This window comes from Salipiger sp. CCB-MM3 (assembly GCF_001687105.1).
Lineage (GTDB): Bacteria > Pseudomonadota > Alphaproteobacteria > Rhodobacterales > Rhodobacteraceae > Salipiger.
This window is the reverse complement of sequence record NZ_CP014595.1, coordinates 308,686-328,167: the sequence shown is the minus strand read 5'-3', so window position 1 is coordinate 328,167 and position 19,482 is coordinate 308,686. Positions and strand designations below refer to the sequence as shown.

Annotated in this window: 18 protein-coding genes; 11 read left to right on the top strand and 7 right to left on the bottom strand. The window is 66.3% G+C overall.

Annotated features, from left to right (window positions below; translation table 11 throughout):
- The first annotated feature begins 132 nt into the window (after positions 1 to 132).
- From AYJ57_RS01605 to xylB, 6 genes are all read left to right on the top strand, one after another.
- Positions 133 to 1,005 carry a carbohydrate ABC transporter permease gene (locus tag AYJ57_RS01605; protein WP_066100260.1) on the top strand — a complete coding sequence of 291 codons (873 nt, stop codon included), beginning with the start codon at positions 133 to 135 and terminating at the stop codon, positions 1,003 to 1,005.
- Positions 1,006 to 1,095: 90 nt separating this feature from the next.
- Positions 1,096 to 1,926, top strand: a complete 831-nt coding sequence (locus tag AYJ57_RS01600; RefSeq protein WP_066100257.1) for a carbohydrate ABC transporter permease — start codon at positions 1,096 to 1,098, stop codon at positions 1,924 to 1,926.
- A 14-nt stretch (positions 1,927 to 1,940) separates the two neighbouring features.
- Positions 1,941 to 2,945, top strand: a complete 1,005-nt coding sequence (locus AYJ57_RS01595; RefSeq protein WP_066100254.1) for an ABC transporter ATP-binding protein — start codon at positions 1,941 to 1,943, stop codon at positions 2,943 to 2,945.
- 2 nt (positions 2,946 to 2,947) lie between these two features.
- Positions 2,948 to 3,718: an L-iditol 2-dehydrogenase gene (locus AYJ57_RS01590; protein ID WP_066100251.1), complete on the top strand. Its 771-nt coding sequence runs from the start codon at positions 2,948 to 2,950 to the stop codon at positions 3,716 to 3,718.
- An 11-nt stretch (positions 3,719 to 3,729) separates the two neighbouring features.
- Entirely contained in the window at positions 3,730 to 5,208 is a 1,479-nt protein-coding gene (locus tag AYJ57_RS01585) for a mannitol dehydrogenase family protein (protein WP_066100247.1), read from the top strand.
- Between the two features lie 4 nt (positions 5,209 to 5,212).
- Entirely contained in the window at positions 5,213 to 6,661 is a 1,449-nt protein-coding gene (gene xylB / locus AYJ57_RS01580) for a xylulokinase (protein WP_066100244.1), read from the top strand.
- Between the two features lie 115 nt (positions 6,662 to 6,776).
- Here the strand turns inward: xylB and AYJ57_RS01575 are convergent, their stop codons facing one another.
- Positions 6,777 to 7,328, bottom strand: coding sequence for a L,D-transpeptidase (locus tag AYJ57_RS01575; RefSeq protein ID WP_066100240.1), 552 nt, complete (start codon positions 7,326 to 7,328; stop codon positions 6,777 to 6,779).
- Between the two features lie 144 nt (positions 7,329 to 7,472).
- Positions 7,473 to 8,234, bottom strand: coding sequence for a L,D-transpeptidase (locus tag AYJ57_RS01570; RefSeq protein ID WP_066100237.1), 762 nt, complete (start codon positions 8,232 to 8,234; stop codon positions 7,473 to 7,475).
- A gap of 334 nt (positions 8,235 to 8,568) precedes the next feature.
- Between AYJ57_RS01570 and AYJ57_RS01565 the strand changes: the two genes are divergently transcribed.
- The 4 genes from AYJ57_RS01565 (at position 8,569) to AYJ57_RS01550 (ending at position 12,265) form a co-directional block, all read left to right on the top strand.
- Positions 8,569 to 9,231 carry a response regulator gene (locus AYJ57_RS01565; protein ID WP_066100234.1) on the top strand — a complete coding sequence of 221 codons (663 nt, stop codon included), beginning with the start codon at positions 8,569 to 8,571 and terminating at the stop codon, positions 9,229 to 9,231.
- A gap of 4 nt (positions 9,232 to 9,235) precedes the next feature.
- Positions 9,236 to 10,564 carry an ATP-binding protein gene (locus tag AYJ57_RS01560; protein WP_066100231.1) on the top strand — a complete coding sequence of 443 codons (1,329 nt, stop codon included), beginning with the start codon at positions 9,236 to 9,238 and terminating at the stop codon, positions 10,562 to 10,564.
- Between the two features lie 102 nt (positions 10,565 to 10,666).
- Complete coding sequence (locus AYJ57_RS01555) at positions 10,667 to 11,698, top strand: LLM class flavin-dependent oxidoreductase (protein ID WP_066100228.1); 1,032 nt, start codon at positions 10,667 to 10,669, stop codon at positions 11,696 to 11,698.
- A gap of 138 nt (positions 11,699 to 11,836) precedes the next feature.
- On the top strand, positions 11,837 to 12,265 hold the full coding sequence (locus AYJ57_RS01550; RefSeq protein ID WP_066100224.1) for a PACE efflux transporter: 429 nt from the start codon (positions 11,837 to 11,839) through the stop codon (positions 12,263 to 12,265).
- A gap of 127 nt (positions 12,266 to 12,392) precedes the next feature.
- Here AYJ57_RS01550 and AYJ57_RS25795 read toward each other — a convergent pair whose 3' ends face one another.
- Entirely contained in the window at positions 12,393 to 12,566 is a 174-nt protein-coding gene (locus tag AYJ57_RS25795; RefSeq protein WP_157373897.1) for a hypothetical protein, read from the bottom strand.
- A 390-nt stretch (positions 12,567 to 12,956) separates the two neighbouring features.
- Positions 12,957 to 15,725, bottom strand: coding sequence for an aconitate hydratase AcnA (acnA, locus tag AYJ57_RS01545; protein ID WP_066100222.1), 2,769 nt, complete (start codon positions 15,723 to 15,725; stop codon positions 12,957 to 12,959).
- Positions 15,726 to 15,942: 217 nt separating this feature from the next.
- Here acnA and AYJ57_RS01540 point away from each other — a divergent pair, with 217 nt between their 5' ends.
- Complete coding sequence (locus tag AYJ57_RS01540) at positions 15,943 to 16,650, top strand: DUF1223 domain-containing protein (protein ID WP_066106509.1); 708 nt, start codon at positions 15,943 to 15,945, stop codon at positions 16,648 to 16,650.
- 28 nt (positions 16,651 to 16,678) lie between these two features.
- On the opposite strand, the gene AYJ57_RS01535 is transcribed toward AYJ57_RS01540, so the two are convergent.
- The 3 genes from AYJ57_RS01535 to AYJ57_RS01525 form a co-directional block, all read right to left on the bottom strand.
- A complete protein-coding gene (locus AYJ57_RS01535) occupies positions 16,679 to 17,020 on the bottom strand; it encodes a hypothetical protein (RefSeq protein ID WP_066100219.1) in 342 nt (113 codons plus the stop codon).
- 102 nt (positions 17,021 to 17,122) lie between these two features.
- Positions 17,123 to 18,034, bottom strand: a complete 912-nt coding sequence (locus AYJ57_RS01530; protein ID WP_066106506.1) for a lysophospholipid acyltransferase family protein — start codon at positions 18,032 to 18,034, stop codon at positions 17,123 to 17,125.
- Between the two features lie 231 nt (positions 18,035 to 18,265).
- The gene (locus AYJ57_RS01525) at positions 18,266 to 19,318 is read right to left on the bottom strand and encodes a flagellar motor switch protein FliG (protein WP_066100215.1); all 1,053 of its coding nucleotides are present in this window, start codon (positions 19,316 to 19,318) and stop codon (positions 18,266 to 18,268) included.
- Positions 19,319 to 19,482 lie beyond the last annotated feature (164 nt).

Sequence of the window (19,482 nt, the reverse complement as noted above, 5' to 3'; positions counted from 1 at the left end):
CGCGCACCGCAGCGGGGGTCTCACCTCACCGGGACCCGCGTCACGCATCGGACCAACCTTCTTCCGGAGAGATGACGGCGCCCCCCTCTGCCGCATCGCTCCGGAAGGTTTCATTCCACAGGGAGACAGGCCATGGCCACCAAAGCTTCGCGTGCCGCCGCCCGGCTCATGATCTCGCCCGCAGTTCTGCTGCTGCTGGGCTGGATGATCATCCCGCTGTCGATGACGCTCTATTTCTCGTTCCTGCGCTACAATCTGTTGATGCCGGGCATGGAAGAGTTCACCGGCTGGACCAACTACCGCTTCTTCCTGACCGATCCGGCCTTCTCGGCGGCGCTGTGGAATACGCTGCTGCTGGTGGGGGGTGTTCTGCTGATCACCACCGTGGGCGGCACGCTGCTGGCGCTGCTGATGGACCAGCCGTTCTGGGGGCAGGGCATCGTCCGCATTCTGGTGATCGCGCCGTTCTTCGTCATGCCCACCGTCTCGGCGCTGGTCTGGAAGAACATGTTCATGAACCCGGTGAATGGCCTCTTCGCGCATCTGGCGAAGTTCTTTGGCCTGCAACCTTATGATTTCCTCGCGCAGGCGCCATTGGGGTCGATCATCTTCATTGTCAGCTGGCAATGGCTGCCCTTCGCGACGCTGATCCTGCTGACCGCGCTGCAGTCGCTGGACCAGGAACAGCTGGAGGCCGCCGAGATGGACGGCGCCGGGCCGCTGTCGCGCTTCTTCTACATCATGGTGCCGCATCTGGCGCGGGCGATCACCGTGGTGATCCTGATCCAGACGATTTTCCTGCTGTCGGTCTTTGCCGAGATCCTGGTGACCACCAACGGCGGTCCGGGCGTGGCGTCGACCAATCTGACCTACCTCATCTACATGCAATCGCTGCTGCAATTCGACGTGGGTGGCGGCTCTGCCGGGGGCGTGGTGGCGATCATCCTCGCCAATATCGTGGCGATCTTCCTGATGCGGATGATCGGCAAGAACCTGGAGGCCTGAGCGATGACGATGCGCAGCACAGCGCGGCCTGCGGCCGCGGACGCCTCCGGCGGGCGTATTTTTCGAACAATGAATGGGAGGGGCTGAGAGATGGCGCGCGCAGTGACAAACCGGCGCAAGGCGGTGGTGACCGTTCTGGCCTGGCTCGTGGGGATCGCGATCTTTTTCCCGATCCTGTGGATTGTGATCCTGTCGTTCAAATCCGAGGGCGACGCGATCAAAACGCCCTTCGAGGTGCTCTTCTCGAACTGGACCTTCGAAAGCTACGCCACGGTGCAGGAGCGCTCGAACTACTTCCGGCACTTCTGGAACTCGGTGGTGATCTCGCTGGGCTCGACCGTGATCGGCCTGTTGATCGCAATCCCGGCGGCCTGGGCCATGGCCTTTGTGCCGGGCAAGCGCACCAAGGACGTGCTGATGTGGATGCTCAGCACCAAGATGCTGCCGCCCGTCGGTGTGCTGGTGCCGATCTACCTGCTGTTCCGCGACGCCGGGCTGCTCGATACGCGGCTGGGTCTGGTGATCGTGCTGACGCTGATCAACCTGCCGATCATCGTGTGGATGCTCTACACCTACTTCAAGGAAATCCCCGGTGAGATCCTCGAGGCCGCGCGCATGGATGGGGCGTCGCTGAAGAACGAGCTCATTCACGTGCTGACGCCGATGGCGGTGCCGGGGATCGCCTCGACCCTGCTGCTCAACATCATCCTCGCGTGGAACGAGGCGTTCTGGACGCTGAACCTGACGGCGGCCAAGGCGGCGCCGCTGACGGCCTTCATCGCCTCCTACTCCAGCCCCGAGGGCCTGTTCTACGCCAAGCTCTCGGCGGCTTCGACCATGGCCATCGCGCCGATCCTCATCATGGGCTGGTTCAGCCAGAAGCAACTTGTCCGCGGCCTGACTTTCGGCGCGGTTAAATAAGAAGGACCAGAGACATGGGACGCATCACCCTCGACAAGGTGACCAAGAGCTTCGGCGAAGTGAACGTCATCCCGCCGCTGGATCTGACCATCAACGACGGCGAGTTTGTGGTCTTCGTCGGCCCTTCGGGCTGCGGCAAGTCCACGCTGCTGCGGCTGATCGCGGGGCTTGAGGACGTGACCTCGGGCCAGATCCGCATCGACGGCGAGGACGCCACCGACATGCCCCCCGCCAAGCGCGGGTTGGCGATGGTGTTCCAGAGCTACGCGCTTTATCCGCATATGTCGGTGCGCAAGAACATCGCCTTTCCGATGAAGATGGCGGGGATGCCGCAGGACGAGCAGAACCGCCGCATCGAGGCGGCGGCGAAATCGCTCAACCTGACGGATTATCTCGACCGGCGTCCGGGGCAGCTTTCGGGCGGCCAGCGGCAGCGGGTCGCCATCGGGCGCGCCATCGTGCGCGAGCCTTCGGCGTTCCTCTTCGACGAGCCGCTGTCGAACCTCGACGCGGCGCTGCGGGTGAACATGCGGCTGGAGATCTCCGAGCTGCACAACGCGCTGAAAACGACGATGATCTATGTGACGCACGATCAGGTCGAGGCGATGACCATGGCCGACAAGATCGTGGTGCTGCGCGCGGGCAATATCGAGCAGGTGGGCTCGCCGCTGGATCTGTACCACACGCCGCAGAATGAGTTCGTCGCGGGCTTCATCGGCTCGCCGAAGATGAACCTGATCCGCGGCGCCGAGGCCGACAAACACGGCGTGGCGACCATCGGTATTCGGCCCGAGCATCTGGCGGCCTCGACCGAGAGCGGGCTGTGGCAGGGCCGGGTGGGCGTGGCCGAGCACCTCGGGTCCGACACCTTCCTGCATGTGCATGATCACGGGCTGGGCGATGAGCCGCTGACCGTGCGTGTGGACGGCGAGATGCCGGTGCGCCATGGCGATACGATCTTCCTGACCCCGGACGAGAGCAAGCTGCACCGTTTCGACGCGCAGGGGCTGCGGATATGAGCATGCGGCTGCAGGGCAAATGCGCCCTGATCACCGGGGCGGCGCGGGGCATCGGGGCGGCATTTGCCGAAGCCTATCTGCGCGAGGGCGCGAAAGTGGCGATTGCCGACATCGACCTCGCCCGCGCCGAAGCCACCGCCGCGGCGCTGGGGGATGGTGCCGTGGCGGTGCATATGGATGTCACCGATCAGGCCAGCATCGACAGCGCCGTCGCCGAGAGCGTGGCGCGGCTCGGGCGGATCGACATCCTGATCAACAACGCCGCGCTCTTTACCGCCGCGCCGCTGACCGAGATCACCCGCGAGGATTACGCGCGGGTCTTCGACATCAACGTCGCGGGGGTGCTCTTTACGATGCAGGCGGCGGCGAAACATATGATCGAACGCGGGGGTGGCGGGAAGATCATCAATATGGCCAGTCAGGCCGGACGCCGGGGCGAGCCCTTGGTGGCGGTCTACTGCGCCTCCAAGGCGGCGGTGATCAGCCTGACGCAATCGGCGGCGCTGAACCTCATCGAACACGGCATCAACGTCAACGCCATCGCCCCCGGCGTGGTGGATGGCGAGCATTGGGACGGGGTCGACGCCTTCTTCGCCAAATATGAAAACAAGCCGCTCGGCCAGAAGAAACGCGAGGTCGGCGAGGCGGTGCCTTACGGCCGCATGGGACGGGCCGAGGATCTGACCGGCATGGCCGTCTTCCTCGCCTCGGACGAGGCCAATTACATCGTCGCCCAGACCTACAACGTGGACGGCGGACAATGGATGAGCTGACGGAGGCTTTGATGAAACTCCAGACCAACACGCTCGGCGCGCTCGATAAGCGCATCACCGTGCCCGGCTATGACCGCAGCGCCCTGTCGGCAGGGATCGTCCATGTCGGGCTCGGGAATTTTCACCGCGCGCATCAGGCGGTCTATCTCGACGATCTGTTTGCCAAGGGGCTGGATCATGACTGGGCGATCTGCGGCGCGGGGGTGCGTGCGCCCGATGGCAAGATGCGCGAGGCGCTGGCGGCGCAGGATTATCTTTCCACGGTGATCGAGCTTGATCCCTCGGGGCCGCGTCCGCGTATCATCGGCGCCATGGTGGATTTCGTGGAGGTCGCGCCCGACAACGGCCCGCTGATCGCGCGCATGGCGGATCCGGCCGCGCGGATCATCTCGCTGACCGTGACCGAGGGCGGCTATTACGTCGATGCCACCACCGGCACCTTCGATCCCACCCATCCCGACATTGTCGCCGATGGCGCCGCGCCGGACACGCCCAAGACGGTCTTTGGGGCCATTGTCGCCGCCCTCAAGGCGCGCAAGGCCGGGGGGCTGCCGCCCTTCACGGTGATGAGCTGCGACAATATCCCCGGCAATGGCGAGGTCACCCGCGACGCGGTGGCCGGAACCGCGCGGCTTTCCGACCCGGAGTTCGCGCAATGGATCGAGGCCAACGTCGCCTTTCCCAACGCCATGGTCGACCGCATCACCCCGGCGACGGGCGCGGGCGAGCGGGCGCTGGCGCGGGAGTTCGGCCTCGACGATCCAGTGCCGGTGACCTGCGAGCCGTTCCGGCAATGGGTGCTCGAGGACAATTTCCCGCAAGGCCGCCCGCGGCTCGAGGAAGTGGGCGTCACCTTCACCGATCACGTGCATTCCTACGAGCGGATGAAAATCCGCATCCTCAACGGCGGCCATGCCATCATCGCCTACGCCGGGGCGCTCATGGGCTGCGAGTTTGCCGATGACGCCATGCGTCACCCGCTGGTCAGCGCCTTCCTGCGCAAGGTCGAGCAGGAGGAGATCCTGCCGCATGTGCAGCCGGTGCCCGAGTTCACCCCGCCGGCCTATCTTGAGCTCATCGAAGAGCGCTTTGGCAATACCGCGGTGAAGGACACCATCCGCCGTCTCTGCCTCGACGGGTCGAACCGGCAGCCGAAGTTCATCGTGCCCTCGATCGCCGACGGTCTGCGCAAGGGCGCTTCGGTCGAGGGTCTGGCGCTCGAAAGCGCGCTCTGGTGCCGCTACTGCTTTGGCACCTTCGAGGACGGCACGGTGATCGAGCCCAATGACCCGAACTGGAGCGCGCTGACCGCGCTCGCCGCAGAGGCGCGCGATAGGCCCGAGGCCTGGCTGAGCCAGCGCGCGGTCTATGGCGAGATCGCCGGCAATGACGTTTTCGGCGCGGCCTTTGCACGCTGGCTGGGGCTGATCTGGTCGGATGGCGCGCAGGTGGCGCTGGAAACCTATCTCGCAACCCAGCCCGAGGACTGAGCGAATGGCCTATCTCGGGATCGACCTCGGGACCTCGGGGCTGCGCGCGCTGCTGGTGGATGAGGCGGGCGCGCCGCTGGCAAGCGCCGAGCGCCACTATGAGGCGCAGCATCCCCATCCCGGCTGGTCCGAGCAGGACCCGGCCAGCTGGATCGCGGCGCTGGAAGGCGCCGTCTCCGACCTGCGCGCCGAGCCCGCGTGGCCGTCGCTGCGCGGCATTGGCGTTGCGGGGCACATGCATGGGGCGGTGCTGCTGGATGCCGAGGATCAGGTGCTGCGGCCCTGCATCTTATGGAACGACACCCGCGCCCATGCCGAGGCGGCAGAGCTTGACGCGCGGTCCGAATTTCGCGCGATCTCGGGCAATATCGTCTTTCCCGGCTTCACCGCGCCGAAGCTGTGCTGGGTGCAGCGCCATGAGCCCGAGGTCTTCGCCAGGATCGCCAAGGTGCTGCTGCCAGCGGCGTTTCTCACCCTCTATCTGACCGGCGAACATGTGGCGGATATGTCTGACAGCGCCGGTACCTCGTGGCTGGATATCGCCGGGCGCGACTGGTCCGAGGCGCTGCTGGCCGCCGGTCACATGCGCCGCGACCAGATGCCGAGGCTGGTCGAGGGCTCGGACCCGGCGGGCGATCTGCGCAAAGACATCGCGGCAAGCTGGGGCCTGTCCGGCCCGGTCACCGTGGCGGGCGGCGCGGGCGACAATGCCGCCGCCGCCTGCGGTACCGGCGCGCTTGGCGAAGGGCAGGGCTTTGTCTCGCTGGGCACGTCCGGCGTGTTGCTGGCGGCGCGGGATGGCTGCCATCCGCGCCCCGAAAGCGCGCTGCACAGCTTTTGCCACGCGGTGCCGGGGCGCTGGTACCAGATGGGGGTGATGCTCTCCTGCACCGACAGTCTCAACTGGCTGTCGCGCATCGCCGGGCTGCGGCCTGCCGAGCTGACCGCGCCTTTGGGCGTCACACTGCAGCCGCCGGGCCGGGTGCGCTTTTTGCCGTATCTCTCGGGCGAGCGTACGCCGCACAATGATGCGGTGATCCGCGGCGCCTTCACCGGGCTTGGCGCGGAAACCGGGCGCGACGAGATGACCCGCGCGGTGCTCGAAGGCGTGGCCTTCGGCCTGCGCGACAGCGCCGAGGCGCTGCGCAGCGCTGGCGCGGATCTGTCGCAGCTGCTGGCGATCGGCGGCGGCAGCCGCTCACGCTACTGGCTGCGGCTCATCGCGACGGTGCTGGACACGCCGCTGCATCTGCCCGCGTCGGGCGAGTTCGGCGCAGCGCTCGGTGCCGCGCGGCTGGGGCTCATCGCCGCCACTGGCGCCGCCCCCGAGGAGGTGATCCGCCCGCCCGCCACCGCCGAGGTGATCGAGCCGGTGGCCGCGCTGGTGCCCGCGTTCGACGAGGTCTACAGCACCTTCGGCCCGGCCTATCGCGGGATCCGTTCAATCCAGTAGGCGCCCCGGGGCTTCCTCTTGGCAAAAATATCCCCGCCGGAGGCGCAAAGAGCCCTCCGGCGGGTCCGCACGCGAGGGGAACAAGACGTGCAAGGAACGAGACTTAGATGAGCCTTCAGATCACCCGCACCTGCGTGCCGACTGGGCAGAGCTGGAAAAGCTCGGCGATCTTCTCGTTGTAAAGCCCGATGCAGCCGTCCGAGGACGGGCGCCCGATCTTCCGCGTGTCATGGGTGCCGTGGATGATATAGGCGGGCCAGCTGAGATACATCGCGTGGGTGCCCAGCGGGTTGTCGGGGCCGGGGCCGATGGGCTTCCAGTCGGGGTAGCGCTCCATCTGCGAGGCGGTGGGCGTCCACGACGGGCCGACCTTCTTGCGCACGATGGAGGTATAGCCGCGTTTGGTCAGCTCTTCCGAGATCGGCACCGAGGTGGGATAGACCCGGTATTCGCTGCCGTCGCTGTTCCAGAAGTGCAGCGCGCGCGACGCGGTGTCGGCGACGATGGTGGCTTTGCCCAGATCGTCGAAATGGTCGCGCCAGTCCTGACGCACGAAGCTCGAGATATTGTTGCGCGTCCCGGCGTGCAGCAGCGCGGGCGTGGCAAGTACTGAGGCGGTGGCGAGCGCGCCGCCAAGGGCGGCACGGCGGGTGAGGTTATGGCTCATGTGGTCTCCTTTCCGGCGGGGATACCCCCGTCCTTGCGGGCCAGAGACGTGACCGGCCTTAACCGGAGCTTAAGCGTTTGGCGCGGCGGCGCCGGCTTCACGCGAATGCGATCCACCGTGCGCCGCGCGCCGCGCGCCGAAGGCTCAGGTGGCGCTGGCCGGGGCGGCGGGCGCCTCAAGCGCTGCCGTGGCGGGCAGGGCGGTGCCCGGCGGCACGGTGCCCTGACCGGATTGGCCCTTGGTTAGCACGATCACCTTGGTGCCCTTGGGGGTGCGCTCGTAAAGATGCATCGAATCTTGATTGAACATGCGGATGCAGCCCGACGAGGTGGCATGGCCGACGGTCCAGGGCGAGGGGGTGCCGTGGATGCGGTAGAGCGTGTCGCGCCCGCCTTTGTAGAGATAGAGCGCCCGCGCACCGAGCGGGTTTTCGAGGCCACCGGGCAGGCCGCTCGCCACCGGCTTGTAGGTTTCCGGCTCGCGGCGGATCATGTTCTGGGTCGGGGTCCAATAGGGCCATTCGCGCTTCAGCGCGATATTGGCGGTGCCCGAAAAGCTCAGGCCCTCGGCGCCCACGGCGACCGAATAGCGCATGGCCTTATTGCCTTCGAGCACCTGATAGAGCCAGCGCGCGCCGGGATCGACGATGATCGTGCCGGGTTTCTCGTCCGACCAATAGTCGACCACCTGCCGCTTCTTCGCCTCGGTCAGATATTTATCCTCGATCGCCGGAACGGTGATGTCGCCATCGTCGACCGCCATATACATCATCCGCGTCTCTTCCGAGATGGCGCCGGGGGTGGTCGGGGGCACCGAAGTCGTGCTGGCGCAGGCCGAAAGCAGGCCCAATGTGGCGAGCGAGAGCGCGGCAAGAACACTGCGGCGCGGTCGGAGGATGTCTGTCATCTGGCGGTTCCGTTCGTTTGGGGATGGCGGTGCAGCGGGGCTGCTCCGACGAAAGGGCGGGGGGAGGCGCGCCGGATGGGCGGGACCCCTCGTCGCGAAACAGGTAGAGCGGCGGTATGATTTGTCCGCACTCCGGTTCCAATTTGTTGTGTTGCAGCAACAGGCAGGCCTGCGCCGGGCACCGGCCGCGGTGCGCAGGCAAGGGGGACAAAAGCGGCGCCGCGCATCGGCGCCTTGCGGGGCATCGGGCAAAGGGTCATGTGATGCGACTATGAATTGCTGCTTAAGTAAGCCTTAAGGTTTACCAGCGAACGCGCCGAGGCAAGGAGGTTTCATGCGCATCCTGATCGTCGAGGACGACCCTGTGCTTTCCGAGGGACTCTCGGTTGGGCTGGGGCTGTCGGGCTTCACCGCTGATCCGGTCGGCACGCTGTCCGACGCCCGCGCCGCGCTGGAGGCGTCGGAGTTCGCGGGCATGGTGCTCGACGTGATGCTGCCCGATGGCTCGGGGATCGACCTGCTGGCGGAGATCCGGCGCGGCGGCTCGGACCTGCCGGTGCTGCTGCTGACCGCGCGCGATCAGGTGCGGGACCGGATCGAGGGGCTGGACGCCGGTGCGGATGACTATCTTGGCAAACCCTTCGATCTTGAGGAACTGGCGGCGCGGCTGCGGGCGATCCTGCGCCGCGCCGATGGGCGCGCGGCGGCGGTGCTGCGCTGGAACGGGCTCGAGCTTGACCCGGCGCAGATGCGCGGCGTGCTGCAGGGCGTGCCGCTGAGTTTCTCACGCCGCGAGTTCGCGGTGCTGCATGCGCTGATGGAGCGTCCGGGGCAGATCCTGTCGAAACCCGCCCTCGAAGAGCGTCTCTACGGCTGGCAGGAAGAGGTCGAAAGCAACGCGGTCGAAGTGCATGTGCATCACCTGCGTGCCAAGCTGGGGCGCAGTTTCATCGAAACCGTGCGGGGCCTTGGCTACCGCGTGGCGCGCGGGGGCTGACCCTGTGTCGCTGCGGCTGCGCCTCTTTCTGATCCTCGCGCTGGCGACCGGCGGCATCTGGTTTTCGGCGGTGCTCTGGATCGAGCATTCCACCCGCGCGCAGGTGCAGCAGGTGCTTGACGCGCGGCTGGCCGAAGCCGCCCGCATGGTGTCTTCGCTGCTCTCGGACCGGCGTATCGCCATGGCGGGCGAGGGCGCGCCGGTGGCGATCCCGCTCGATGCGCATGGCGATTACGCGCATCAGCTGTCGTGCCAGATATGGTCGCTGCAGGGCAGTCTTGTGGGCCAGTCCGAGGGCGCACCGCAGGCACAGCTGAGCGCCGCCCATGGCACCGGTTATTCGGAATCCACCGTCGATGGCGAGACATGGCGCGTTTATACGGTGGAGAACACCACGCTGGGCGTGCGGGTGATGGTGGGCGACAGCCTCGCCGTGCGCGACAAACTTGTGTCGGGCGTGATCGAGGGGCTTTTGCTGCCGCTGGCGGTGATCCTGCCGCTGCTGGCGGCGGCGATCTGGGTCAGCGTCGGACGCGGGCTCGCGCCCATGCACCGTCTGGCCGAGGCGCTGCGGCTGCGCAGCCCCGGCGATCTCGGTCCGCTTCCCGCAGGGCCGGTGCCCGCCGAGATGCGCCCCATGCGCGCGGCGCTCGACGGTCTCTTCGGGCGGCTGGCCAAGGCGCGCGAGGCGGAGCGCGATTTCACCGCTTTCGCCGCGCATGAGCTGAAGACCCCGCTGGCCGGGCTGCGCACGCAGGCACAGATCGCCCGCATCGCGCCGGATGAGGCGACCCGGGCGCGCGCTCTGCAGAACATCGAACGCTCGGTCGATCGCACCGATCGGATGGTGCGGCAACTTCTGGAGCTTTCGGCGGTGGAAAGCGCGGGCGAGGCCCCGGGTCATGCCGACCTTGGCCGCCTGAGTGAAGAGATATGCGCCGATCTCACGCCGCTGGCCGAGGCGCGCGGGGTGCTCTTGCGCTCGGATGTGCCGCAGGGCGCGTCCGCGCCGCTGCGCGCCAGCGGGTTCCTTCTGCATACGGCGCTGCGCAATCTGGTCGAGAACGCGGTGCAGGCCTCGCCCGAGGGCGCCACGGTGCGCATCTCGCTGCAAGGCGGTGTGCTGCGGGTCGAGGACGCGGGGCCGGGCATCCCGCCCGAACTGCGCGCGCGGGTCTGCGAGCGTTTCGTGCGCGGCACGGCGGGCGGCGATGGCAGCGGGCTCGGGCTGGCGATTGCGGCTGCGGCGATGGACCGGCTCGGCGGCACACTGGAGCTGCCCCAAAGCATCGGCGAGGGCCAACGCGCCGAGCTGCATCTGCCGCCCGCCTGACCGCGCCCGCCTGATCACCCGATGCACAACCCATGTGCGCGGGCAGGGCTGTCGCGGACGCCGCGCGCACCCTAAATACCGGGCCAAGGCAAGGAGATTGCAATGGAACTCGGACTCTACACTTTCGGCGATGTGGGCACGAACCCGGTCACCGGCGAAAAGATCGACGCGCAGGCGCGGCTGCAGAACCTGATGGAAGAGATCGAACTGGCCGATCAGGTCGGGCTCGACGTCTTTGGCCTCGGCGAGCACCACCGCCCGAATTACGCGATCTCCTCGCCCGCGACGGTGCTGGCAGGGGCGGCGCGCACCACCAAGCGCATCAAGCTCAGCTCGGCGGTGACGGTGCTCAGCTCCGACGATCCGATCCGCGTCTACCAGCAGTACGCGACGCTCGACAATCTGACCGGCGGCCGCGCCGAGATGATGGTGGGGCGCGGCAGTTTCATCGAGAGCTTCCCGCTCTTCGGCTACGCGCTCGACGATTACAACGAGCTGTTCGAGGAAAAGCTGTCGATGCTGATGGCGATCAACGAGTATGAAGCGCTGAAATGGCCCGGCACCACCCATACACCTGCGGTCGAGGGCGCCGGGGTTTACCCGCGTGCCACCGGCGATGGCCGCCTGCCGCTGTGGATCGCCGCGGGCGGCACGCCGCAGAGCATGGTGCGGGCCGGGGCGCTGGGTCTGCCGCTGGCGCTGGCGATCATCGGCGGGCAGCCGCGGCGGTTCGCGCCGCTGGCCGCTCTCTACCGCAAGGCCGCGGCGCAGACCGGCCACGCCGAGCAGGCGCGCGTCTCGCTCAACGTGCACGGCTTTGTCGGCGAGGACAGCCAGCGCGCCGCCGATCTCTTCTTCCCGGCGCAAAAGCAGGTGATGGACCAGCTGGGCCGCGAGCGCGGCTGGCCGCCGCAGAGCCGCGCGCAATATGACGAGAGCATGAGCCGCGAGGGCTCGATGTTTGTCGGCAGCCCGGCGCAGCTGGTGGATAAGATCCTTGGCCTGCGCGAGGACCTCGGCTTTGACCGCGTGACGATCCAGATGGCGATCGGGGTGATCGAACATTCCGAGATGCTGAGGGCGATCGAGGTGCTGGGCACCAAAGTGGCCCCCGAATTGCGCAAAGCCGGCTGAGCCATTTCAGCGCGGCCATCTCTCTGGTGCGGCCTTGAAACGCCGCGCCGGAGGGCGTAGATGCGCTGATCGAGTGAGGACGACCTCCCCCGCAAAAGGGATACGAGACGGGACGGACCGAGGCAAAGGAGACCCCTCATGCGCAGCCGTTTCGACCGTATCCGCCACGCCCTCAGCTTCGAGCTTATCGGGCTCGCCCTCATCATCCCGCTCGGCGCCAGCGCCTTTGGCGCCTCAGCCCATGAGATCGGCCTGATCGCGCTGGTCTGCAGCCTCGTGGCGACGGGCTGGAACTATCTCTACAATCTGCTCTTCGACCGCTGGATGCAGCGCCGCTATGGCCATGCGCAAAAGACGCCGGGCCTGCGCATCGCGCATGCGCTGCTCTTCGAGGCGGGGCTGCTGCTGGCGCTTGCGCCCTATATTGCGTGGCAGCTGGGGGTGAGCCTTTGGCACGCGCTGGTCATGGATATGTCCTTCGCGCTGTTCTACGTGGGCTACGCCTTCGTCTTCAACTGGCTCTACGACCTGCTGTTCCCGGCACCGCGTGCATCTGCGCGCAGCTGAGCCCGCTTCTTCTCTTTAAAAATACGCCGGGGGTGAGGCGCAAAGCGCCGAGGGGGCAGCGCCCCCTCCCTTGATGCCCAGTAGAGTGCCAGACGCCCGCGCAGCACGCGGCGTCACCAAAGGCGCGTCAGAGTTCGCAAGTGCCCTTCGTATCACTTGCGAGGGGCGCCATCGGATGCTCGAGCGCGGGCCTGCTGCAGACCGGACTCGCGGGGGATTGCTGCGCCTTCGCACCGTGATAGGCGCCAAGGACGGCGAGGGCGACAAGCGCCGCCAGCTGGATCATGGTTGTGCGTTTCATCTTCTGCCTCAAAGATGTGGTGGCTGCCCCCGCTTATGGCTGCGGGCGGACCCCCTTATGGTTTTTATCTGCTGTCGTTTTTATGGTGATCGTTCTGGTAGTCGTCGTTCTTGTGCTCGCTGCCCCTCAGGTAGGAGCTTCTGACAAGAATACAGCAGGTTGCGGCGGATCAGGTGTCGCGATTGCGACATGCGTGCGGTCTTTTGCCTAAATTGCGTTCTTCTGCGCGGAAAAGCGGCATGGTTGAGGATTTCGGGTCACAGCCAGCCCTTGGATCGGCACGAAACGGCCGCCATAGGCAGCATCCGGGCAATGCAAAACCGCCCGAAGCATGGGCTCCGGGCGGTTCATAGCAGTCAGGCAAGCGCGACGAGTCGCGCCGCGCGCCGATCAGGAGGCGGCGAGGTTGCGCAGCACGTAGTGCAGCACGCCGCCGTGCTCGACGTATTCCTTCTCGATCGCCGTATCGATACGGCACTTGAGCTGGATGGTCTTCGTCGAGCCGTCCTTGAAGGTGATGGTACAGGGCACCTCGGCCAGCGGGGTGACGCTGTCGAGCCCTTCGATGCTGACGGTTTCTTCACCGGTGAGGCCCAGCGTGGTGCGGGTGTCGCCGCCGGTGAACTCGAAGGGGATCACCCCCATGCCAACGAGGTTGGAGCGGTGGATGCGCTCGAAGCTCTCGGCGATCACCGCCTTGATGCCCAGCAGCGCCGTGCCCTTGGCCGCCCAGTCTCGCGAGGAGCCAGCGCCGTAAAGTTCACCGCCGAAGATCACCAGCGGCGTGCCCTGATCCTGATAGGCCATGGCGGCTTCATAGATCGAGGTCTGCGCGCCGTCGGGGCCCTTGGTGTAGCCGCCCTCGACGCCATCCAGCATCTCGTTCTTGATGCGGATGTTGGCGAATGTGCCGCGCATCATCACCTCGTGGTTGCCGCGGCGCGAGCCATACGAGTTGAACTCGCGCACGGGCACCTGATGCTCGACAAGGTACTGACCGGCGGGGGTGCTCTCTTTGAACGAGCCTGCGGGCGAGATGTGGTCGGTGGTGATCATATCGCCGAGCACCGCAAGGATGCGCGCGCCTTCGATATTGGTGATCACGCCCGGATCCTTGGACATGCCTTGGAAGTAGGGCGGGTTCTGCACATAGGTCGAGGTCGGCGGCCAGCTGTAGGTCTCGCCGCCTTTGACTTCCACACCCTGCCACTTCTCGTCGCCCTTGAAGACGTCGGCGTATTTCTCTTGGAAGGCCGCGCGGGTCACGGTCTTTTCGACCAGCTCTGCGATCTCGGCGTTCGAGGGCCAGATGTCCTTGAGGTAGACGTCGTTGCCGTCTTTGTCCTGACCGATGACATCCGTCGCGATGTTGACGTTCATGTCGCCCACCAGCGCGTAGGCCACCACCAGCGGCGGCGAGGCGAGGTAGTTGGCGCGCACGTCGGGCGAGATGCGGCCCTCGAAGTTGCGGTTTCCCGAGAGCACCGATGTAGCGATCAGATCGTAATCGTTGATCGCTTTCGAGATCGGCGCATCCAGCGGGCCGGAGTTGCCGATACAGGTGGTGCAGCCATAGCCCACGAGGTTGAAGCCCACGGCGTCAAGGTCTTCTTGCAGCCCGGCGGCCTCGAGGTATTCCGACACGACCTGCGAGCCCGGCGCGAGCGAGGTTTTCACCCAGGGCTTGCGGTTGAGGCCAAGCTCACGCGCCTTGCGCGCCACCAGACCGGCTCCGATCATCACATAGGGGTTCGAGGTGTTGGTGCAGGAGGTGATCGAGGCGATCACGATCGAGCCGTCGTGCAGCTGGTAGGCACCGTCGTCGGTCTTGTACCAGCCCTTCTTGTGGTGGCCGACGTCGCCGGGGATGTCGGTGGGCTCGGGGGCGCCGCCCTCGGCTTCCCAGCGGGCCTCGGCCTTGTCGGTGTTGTTGCCGTTGCGCTGGCCTTCGACGAACTCGGCAAAGGCGGGGGCGGCGGCGTCGAGCGCGATATAGTCCTGCGGGCGTTTCGGGCCCGAGATGGCGGGCACGATGGTGCCCATGTCGAGCTCGAGCGTGTCGGTGTAGACCGGATCATAACCGCCGTCGCGCCAGAAGCCGTTCTCCTTGGCGTAGGCTTCGACCAGCGCAATGCGCTCCTTGTCGCGGCCGGTCTGCTCGAGATAGCGCAGGGTCTCGGCGTCGATCGGGAAGAAGCCGCAGGTGGCGCCGTATTCTGGGGCCATGTTGGCGATGGTGGCGCGCTGCGCCAGCGGCAAATTGTCGAGCCCGTCGCCGTAGAACTCCACGAATTTGCCGACCACGCCCTTGGCGCGCAGCATTTCGACGACCTTCAGCACGAGGTCGGTGCCGGTGGTGCCTTCCATCATCTCGCCGGTCAGTTTGAAGCCGACGACCTCGGGGATCAGCATGGAGATGGGCTGGCCGAGCATCGCGGCCTCGGCCTCGATACCGCCGACGCCCCAGCCCAGAACCGCAGCGCCGTTGACCATCGTGGTGTGGCTGTCGGTGCCGACCAGCGTGTCGGGGTAGGCGACCTCGGTGCCGTCCTGATCTTCATCGGTCCAGACGGTCTGCGCCAGATACTCAAGGTTCACCTGGTGGCAGATGCCGGTGCCCGGCGGCACGACGCGGAAGTTGTTGAACGCGGACTGGCCCCATTTGAGGAACTCATAGCGTTCGATGTTACGCTCGTACTCGCGATCCACGTTCATCTGGAAGGCGCGCGGGTTGCCGAACTCATCGATCATCACCGAGTGGTCGATGACCAGATCCACGGGGTTGAGCGGGTTGATCTTCTGCGCATCGCCACCCAGCGCCTTGATGCCGTCGCGCATGGCGGCAAGGTCAACAACCGCCGGAACGCCGGTGAAATCCTGCATCAGCACACGGGCGGGACGGTAAGCGATCTCGCGGGGGTTCTTGCCGCCCTGCTTGCCCCATTCCGAAAACGCCTTGATGTCGTCCACCGAGACGGTCTTGCCGTCTTCGAAGCGGAGCATGTTTTCCAGCACGACCTTCAGAGCGGCGGGAAGCTTCGAGAACTCGCCGAGACCGGCCTCTTCTGCTGCGGGGATCGAGTAATAAGCGATTGTCTTGCCGTTGACCTCAAGCGTCTTGCGGGTCTTGGCCGTGTCCTGACCGACTGTAATAGGCATGTCTGGCTCCCTCTCATTGCGTGGAGAAAAATGGGTCGCTAGTAGGTAGATGGCTCAGAGGGGGGGCTGGATCAAGTGGCGCGTGAGTTTTTTTGTATCCAACGGTATACAATGCACGGAAAACACGCTTCACCTGCTCTCGCAAAACCTTGATTGGTTATTTCAAAGAGGGTTTTGTACCCCAGATGGGGGCGCAGACATGGGGAACACTGCTCAGATGAACCGACTCACGACTTGGATGGCACCTCTCGCCATGCTGCTTGCGGGCAGCGCAGCCGAGGCGCAGCAGGACAACCCGGTTCTCGTCGAGCTGTTCACCTCGCAAGGCTGTGCCGCCTGTCCACCCGCCGATGCGGTGCTTGCCGAGCTCAGCAACCGCGAGGATGTCATCCCGCTGGCGCTGCATGTGGACTATTGGGATTACATCGGCTGGAAGGATGATTTCGCCGATCCGGGCTTTACCAAGCGCCAGAAGGGCTATGCCCGCGCCGCCGGTCGCCGCTCGCTCTACACGCCGCAGATGATCGTGAACGGGCGCTACGACGTGGTTGGCTCGCGCCCGATGAAAGTGGTGGATGCGATCCGCGCCGCGTCGGAAACCGCGTCGCCCGCGAAACTTCTGGTGGCGCGCGATGGCGACCAATTGGTGATCCGCGCCGAGCCGCTGGCCAAGCTGCCGCCGGAAACGGTGATCCACCTCGTGCGCTATGCGCCGGAAAAGACCGTCTCGATCGAGGATGGCGAGAATGCCGGGCTTGAGGTGACCTACACCAATATCGCCCACGGCTGGCAGGTGATCGGCAGTTGGGACGGGCAGGAGCCCTATGAGACCTCCGTGCCCTTGGAAGGCGACGATCCGGCTGTGGTGCTTCTGCAGGAAGCCCAGTTCGGCCCGGTTCTGGCCTCGGCGCGCTGGAAAGACTGATCCAGCACGCGGCGAGGCCAGTTGCGAGTCAGGCCGCGCCCTCATCTCCCATGAACATCAGGTCTGGGTTGCTGCCGTCAGGCGCGACCAGACAACGCCATGGTGCCCCGTTGGCGCCGACCCGCATATAGACCGCCGTTGCCGCCTCTGAGGTTTCGCCGCCGACCACGGTGACGCCGCCCTCGGTCTGCGCCGCAAGCGCCGACTGGCAGGCCGAAATCGCCGCGCTGCTGACGTCGGGCGACATCGAGGTGATGAAGGGCGGTCCAGCCGGAGAGGCGGGCATGGGCGCGTCTATTGCGGGGCTATCTGTCTCGGCGCAGGCGGCGAGCATCAGCGCCGCTGTAAGGTAGAACTTGGCTGAAGGCATTTGGGGTCTCCCGGAAAATTCCTGTCTCGAATATCCGGGCAGGAGAGCCGACGGCGCTGCATTCGGCAAGCCTTTTGCGCAGGCAGCGCCGTGCTCGGCGGACTAGCTCTGATCGTGCTGGCGCGCGCGCTTCTCGGCCCGCTTGCGCTGGCGCTTGGGCTTCCAGCGGCGGTGGATCCAGAACCACTGGCCCGGGTCTGCCTCGATCCGCGCCTCCAGCCTACGGGTGACCTCGCGCATCATCTCCACCGGCTCACCATGGGCGATGGGCGCTTCAAACACCGCCTCGAAGTTCACCCCGTCGGGCTTGCGGATGCCGAAGAAGGGCACAAAGAGCGCGCCGGTTTTCACCGCGATCTCGGCGGCGGAGGTCAGCGTGGGCGCGGGCTGGCCGAGAAAGTCGATGGAGGTTCCGGCGCTGTCGTAGACGTCGAACAACAGCACGCCCATGCCGCCGCCGCGAATGTGCTTGAGCAGCCCCATGGTGCCGCGGCGGCCCTGTTCAAAGACCGGATCGCTCAGCGCGTGCATATTGGCGGCATAGTGCTCGTTGAAAAACGGGTTGGCCATGGGCCGGTAGAGCCCGCCGATGCGCCAGCCCCGCGCCACCAGCGCGGCGCGCGGCGCTTCGAAGTTGCCGTAATGGCCGGTGACAAAGAGGATCGGGCGCCCCTCGGCGCGGGCGGCTTCGATCGCGGCGACGCCTTCGCCGGTCACCGGCGTGTCCTTCATCCGCTCCAAAAGTCCGGCGACGTCGTAATTCTCGATCATCGTGCGCCCGGCATTGTCGGCCACCTGATCGGCGATGCGGCGCTTTTCGGCCTCGGGCATATCCGGCCAGACGTGTTCGAGATTGGCCATGGCGCGCGCCCGGTAGCCCGCGAGCGGCGCCACGAGGCGCCGCACCAGCGTTCCCATCATCCGTCCGCGCAGCGCAGGCGGCAGCGTCAGCGCCAGCCGGATGGTGCCGCGCAGCGCCTTGTCCGAGAGGTAATCCGCCGTGCCGCCGCGCACGGGGGCGGGCTTGCCGCCTTTCTTGCTGCCGGTCTTGGCGCCCGTCTTCCCGTCGGTCTTACCGCTTGTCTCGGCGCTTGCCTTGGCACCTGCCGACGCGGGACCGCCGTCCTTTGTGGATGCCTGCGGCGCAGTGGTGTTATTCGTCTCGCCCTTGGTCAAAGCCCGCTCCGTTCCTACGAGGGGCAGATTTAGGCCGCCGCGCGGCGCGGCACAAGTTCCAGAGCCGCGTTAGTCGTCGTCATCCTCGCCGGTTCGAAGCTCGATCTCGCCCACGGCGACCAACTCGCGGATGGCGGTGACCACCGTGCTCATCGCCGTTTCGCCCTTCTTGCCCTTCACGGTCATCCCGGCGGCATCCTCGCGCAGCGCGCCCGCCATACGCTTCGACATATTCTCCAGCAGGAACTCCGCCGCGGGCAGATCGGCCTCGGAGGTGGCCGCGGCGATGGCGGTGGTCAGCACCTCGGGCGGCACGTCGCGGGTGATCTTCGGCACGTCGACCTTTTTCAACCGCGTGGGAATGTCGGCGAAGGTAAAGATGGCGCGGCGCACGGCCTCGGCGAAATCCTTGTCGGTCTCCTCGAGCCCTTCGAGCACCTCGTCGCGCTTGGCCGAGGCGGCGTAGTTCAGGATGGCGCCAACCCGCTCGTCCGCGCGGTTGGCAAACGCCTTGGGCGGCTCCGCATCGAGTTGCGCCGCGAGGCTGAGCCCGATGCGGTCCACCGCCTCGGGCGAGACGCCGGCGGTCATCGACACGGCATAGGTGATGCGCCGGGCCTGCTCGCCGGGCATCAGCGCGAGCACCGCGGCGGCCTTGGCGGTGTTGATCTTCGAGAGCATGACGGCGGCCACCTCGATCGCTTCGGCGCTGGCGAGTTCGGCGATGCGCGCCTCGGGCAGGGCGCCGATCCGCTCCCATGGATCGCCGCTCTGGCGCACCCCGGCCTCTTTGCGCAGGCGGGCGGCGGTGCGGGCGCTGATCTTGCCGTCAAGCGCCGACAGCGCCCCCGCCATGTCACCGGGAAACGACAGGCCGATCCCGTCGAGTTCGGCGGAAAACTCCTCGACCACGGCGTTGAGCGTGGCGCGGTCGATATAGCGCATGCGGCCCAGTTGCAGCGTCAGTTCGGCCTGCAGATCGTCGGGCAGCGCCGAGAGCGGCACATCGGCCTCCTCGTTGAGCAGGAATTGCACGATGATCGCCGCCTTGGCGCGGCGCGACAGCGGCGGCCGACCGCCGGGGCGGCCTTGGGACTCGGACAAGGAAGGCAGAGTAGACATCGGTGCTGAGTATCGCGTCGTTTTACCGTGGCGTGTTGTCTTATCGGGGTCTCGTGGCTTGGTATCGCATCTTGGGATCAGAAAGCCTGTGCGGGCCGGTTGGGCTGGCAAGCTCCAGTCCTAGCGCAGCGAGGTTAATAAACCCTCATGGCTCGCGGCATTTC